Genomic DNA, 3552 nt, shown 5'->3' with positions numbered 1-3552 from the left:
GGCGGGGGGGCCGGGCGGGGGGCCGCCCCCCCCCCCCCCCCGCCCAAGCCAGTTCCTACAGAAGAGCGTGATCGCGTTGAGCTAACGACCCAGATAAACCTCAATCACCCGATCATCCGCCTGCACCTGCTCCAGCGAACCCTCCGCGAGCACGCTGCCCTGGTGCAGCACGGTGACGTGGTCGGCGATGCTGCCGACGAAGCCCATGTCGTGCTCCACCACCATCAGCGAATGCCTGCCGGCGAGGCGTTTGAACAGCTCGGCGGTGAACTCGGTCTCGGCGTCTGTCATGCCCGCCACCGGTTCGTCGAGCAGCAGCAGTTGCGGGTCCTGCATCAGCAACATGCCGATTTCGAGGAATTGCTTCTGGCCGTGGGACAACAACCCCGCAGGCCGCTGGCGCGAGCTTTCCAGGCGGATGGTGGTCAGCACTTCGTCGATGCGGTCCTGCTGCTCGCCGCTCAAGCGCGCACCGAGGCAGGCCCAGACCGATTTGTCGGTCTTCTGCGCCAGTTCGAGGTTTTCGTACACGGTCAGTGCTTCGAACACCGTCGGCTTCTGGAACTTGCGGCCAATCCCGGACTGGGCGATTTCCACCTCGCTCATGCGGGTCAGGTCGAGGGTTTCGCCGAACCACGCCTTGCCGCTGGTGGGGCGGGTCTTGCCGGTGATGACGTCCATCATGGTGGTCTTGCCGGCGCCGTTGGGGCCGATGATGCAGCGCAGTTCACCGACGCCGATGTACAGGTTCAGCGCGGTCAGGGCCTTGAAGCCGTCGAAACTGACGTTGATGTCTTCCAGGGTCAGCACCGTGCCGTGGCGCACGTCCAGGCCCGGGGTGCGCGCCTGGCCGAGGCCGATGGCGTCGCGGCCGCTGCCCGGGTCGAGGATGGGTTCGAGCATGAATTCAGGGTGGATCGACGGAAACTTCATTGTTCGCCCCTTTTCTTCAACAGGCCGACCACGCCCTTGGGCAGGTACAGGGTGACGAGGATGAACAGCGCGCCGAGGAAGAACAGCCAGAACTCCGGGAACGCCACGGTGAACCAGCTCTTCATGCCGTTGACCAGGCCCGCGCCCAGCAGCGGCCCGATCAGCGTGCCGCGACCGCCGAGGGCGACCCACACGGCAGCTTCGATGGAGTTGGTCGGCGACATCTCGCTGGGGTTGATGATGCCCACCTGCGGCACGTACAACGCCCCGGCCAGGCCACAGAGCACGGCACTCAGCACCCAGACGAAAAGCTTGAACCCGCGCGGGTCGTAGCCGCAGAACATCAGGCGGTTCTCGGCGTCACGCAGCGCGGTCAGTACCCGGCCGAACTTGCTCCGCGCCAGTCGCCAGCCGAGGTACAGGCTGCCCACCAGCAGGGCCACGGTGAGCAGGAACAACACCGCGCGGGTGCCCTGGGCGGTGACGTCGAAGCCCAGCAGGGTGCGGAAGTTGGTGAAGCCGTTGTTGCCACCGAACCCGGTTTCATTGCGGAAGAACAGCAGCATGCCGGCGAAGGTCAGGGCCTGGGTCATGATCGAGAAGTACACGCCCTTGATCCGCGAGCGGAAGGCGAAGTAGCCGAACACCAGCGCCAGCAACCCCGGCGCCAGCACCACCAGGCACATGGCCCAGGCGAAGTGCTGGGTGCCGGCCCAGTACCAGGGCAGTTCGGTCCAGGACAGGAAACTCATGAACGCCGGCAGGCCGTCGCCCGCGGCTTCGCGCATCAGGTACATGCCCATGGCGTAGCCGCCGAGGGCGAAGAACAGCCCGTGGCCGAGCGACAGCAGCCCGGCGTAGCCCCAGACCAGGTCCAGCGCCAGGGCGACGATGGCGTAGCAGAGAATCTTGCCCACCAGCGTCAGGGTGTAGGCCGAGACCTGCAGGGCATGGCCCTCGGGCAGCAGCGACAACAGCGGCAGTGCAAGCAGGATCAGCAGGACGATGGCGCCGACGGCCAGGGACAACCGTGGCCCGGCTTTTTGCGCGGCAGTGACAAGCAGAGGCTGGTTCATCAGTCGATTACCCGTCCCTTGAGGGCGAACAGGCCTTGCGGGCGTTTCTGGATGAACAGAATGATTAGCGCAAGGATGAGGATCTTGCCGAGCACCGCCCCGATCTGCGGTTCCAGCAATTTGTTGGCGATGCCCAGACCGAACGCGGCCCAGAGGCTGCCGGCCAGTTGCCCGACACCGCCGAGCACCACCACCAGGAACGAGTCGATGATGTAGCTCTGGCCGAGGTCAGGCCCGACGTTGCCGATCTGGCTCAGGGCCACGCCGCCGAGGCCGGCGATGCCCGAGCCGAGGCCGAAGGCGAGCATGTCGACGCGACCGGTGGGCACGCCGCAGCAGGCGGCCATGTTGCGGTTCTGGGTGACGGCGCGCACGTTCAGGCCGAGGCGGGTGCGGTTGAGCAGCAGCCAGGTCAGCAGCACCACGAACAGGGCGAAGCCGATGATGACGATGCGGCTGTACGGCAGCACCAGGTTCGGCAGCACCTGCATACCGCCGGACAACCAGGCCGGGTTGGCCACTTCGACGTTCTGCGCGCCGAAGATCAGGCGAATGGCCTGGATCAGGATCAGGCTGATGCCCCAGGTTGCCAACAGGGTTTCCAGCGGGCGGCCATAGAGGTGGCGGATGACCGTGCGCTCCAGCAGCATGCCAACCCCGGCGCTGACGAAGAACGCCAGCGGCAACGCCAGCAGCGGATAGAACTCGATGGCGCCGGGCGCATAACGCTGGACCATCACCTGCACCACGTACGTGGTGTAGGCGCCGAGCATCAGCATCTCGCCGTGGGCCATGTTGATCACCCCGAGCAGGCCGAAGGTGATCGCCAGACCCAGCGCCGCCAGCAACAGGATCGAGCCCAGCGACAGCCCGCTGAAGGCCTGGCCGAGCAACTCGCCGATCAGCAGCTTGCGCTTGACCTGGGCCAGGCTGGTTTCGGCGGCGGTGCGCACGCCGGCATCGCTTTCCACGGCCGGGTCGAGCAGGGCTTCGAGGCGGGTGCGGGCCATCGGGTCGCCGGTTTCACCGAGCAGGCGCACGGCGGCGAGACGCACGGCAGGTTCGCTGGCGGCCAGTTGCAGATTGGCCAGGGCCAGACCGAGGGCGGCGTGGACCGAGCTGTCTTTTTCTTGGGCGAACTGGCGGTCGAGGAACGCGACCTGCGCCGGTTGCGCGCTTTTTTGCAGTTGCTGCGCGGCCTGCAGGCGCAACGCGGCATCGTCGCTGAGCAACTGATGCGCGGCGAGAGCGTTGTCCACCAGCCCGCGCAGGCGGTTGTTCAGACGCAGCTTGCGGTCGTCATCGGGGCCGAGGCGACCTTGTTGCAGCGAGGTCAGCAGTGGCAGCCGCGCAGCCTCGGGTTGCGCCGCCCAGTCCTGGAGCAGGCGAGCCTGGTCGTTGGGCTTGGCGGTGGCGAAGTATTCGGCTTCGTTGGCGTGAGCGGCGAAGGGCAGCAACAGGCACAGGCAAAGCATGAGACGGTAGAGGGCCTTGGGCATGGCGCGGGGGTCCCTTTGGAGGATTCGAGGTTTTTGGGGCCGCT

General features: G+C 66.5%; 3 protein-coding genes. All 3 read right to left on the bottom strand.

Features of this window, described 5'->3' with window-relative positions:
• Positions 1 to 81: 81 nt before the first annotated feature.
• The 3 genes from urtD to urtB are packed head-to-tail and all read right to left on the bottom strand — an operon-like array spanning position 82 to position 3508.
• Positions 82 to 933 (bottom strand): urea ABC transporter ATP-binding protein UrtD, encoded by an 852-nt coding sequence (urtD, locus tag NTD88_RS15360; protein WP_262191734.1) that lies wholly within the window; start codon positions 931 to 933, stop codon positions 82 to 84.
• A complete protein-coding gene (gene urtC / locus NTD88_RS15355) occupies positions 930 to 2009 on the bottom strand; it encodes an urea ABC transporter permease subunit UrtC (protein ID WP_110971393.1) in 1080 nt (359 codons plus the stop codon). Before urtC ends, urtD begins: the two co-directional genes overlap by 4 nt.
• Positions 2009 to 3508 carry an urea ABC transporter permease subunit UrtB gene (gene urtB / locus NTD88_RS15350; RefSeq protein WP_262156559.1) on the bottom strand — a complete coding sequence of 500 codons (1500 nt, stop codon included), beginning with the start codon at positions 3506 to 3508 and terminating at the stop codon, positions 2009 to 2011. The genes urtC and urtB overlap by 1 nt, the downstream gene beginning before the upstream one ends.
• Between the last annotated feature and the right edge of the window lie 44 nt (positions 3509 to 3552).

This window comes from Pseudomonas sp. 20P_3.2_Bac5 (assembly GCF_025466035.1).
In the GTDB taxonomy this organism is placed as follows: Bacteria; Pseudomonadota; Gammaproteobacteria; order Pseudomonadales; family Pseudomonadaceae; genus Aquipseudomonas.
The sequence above is the reverse complement of the archived record's forward strand: the minus strand, read 5'-3'. Positions and strand labels throughout refer to the sequence as shown.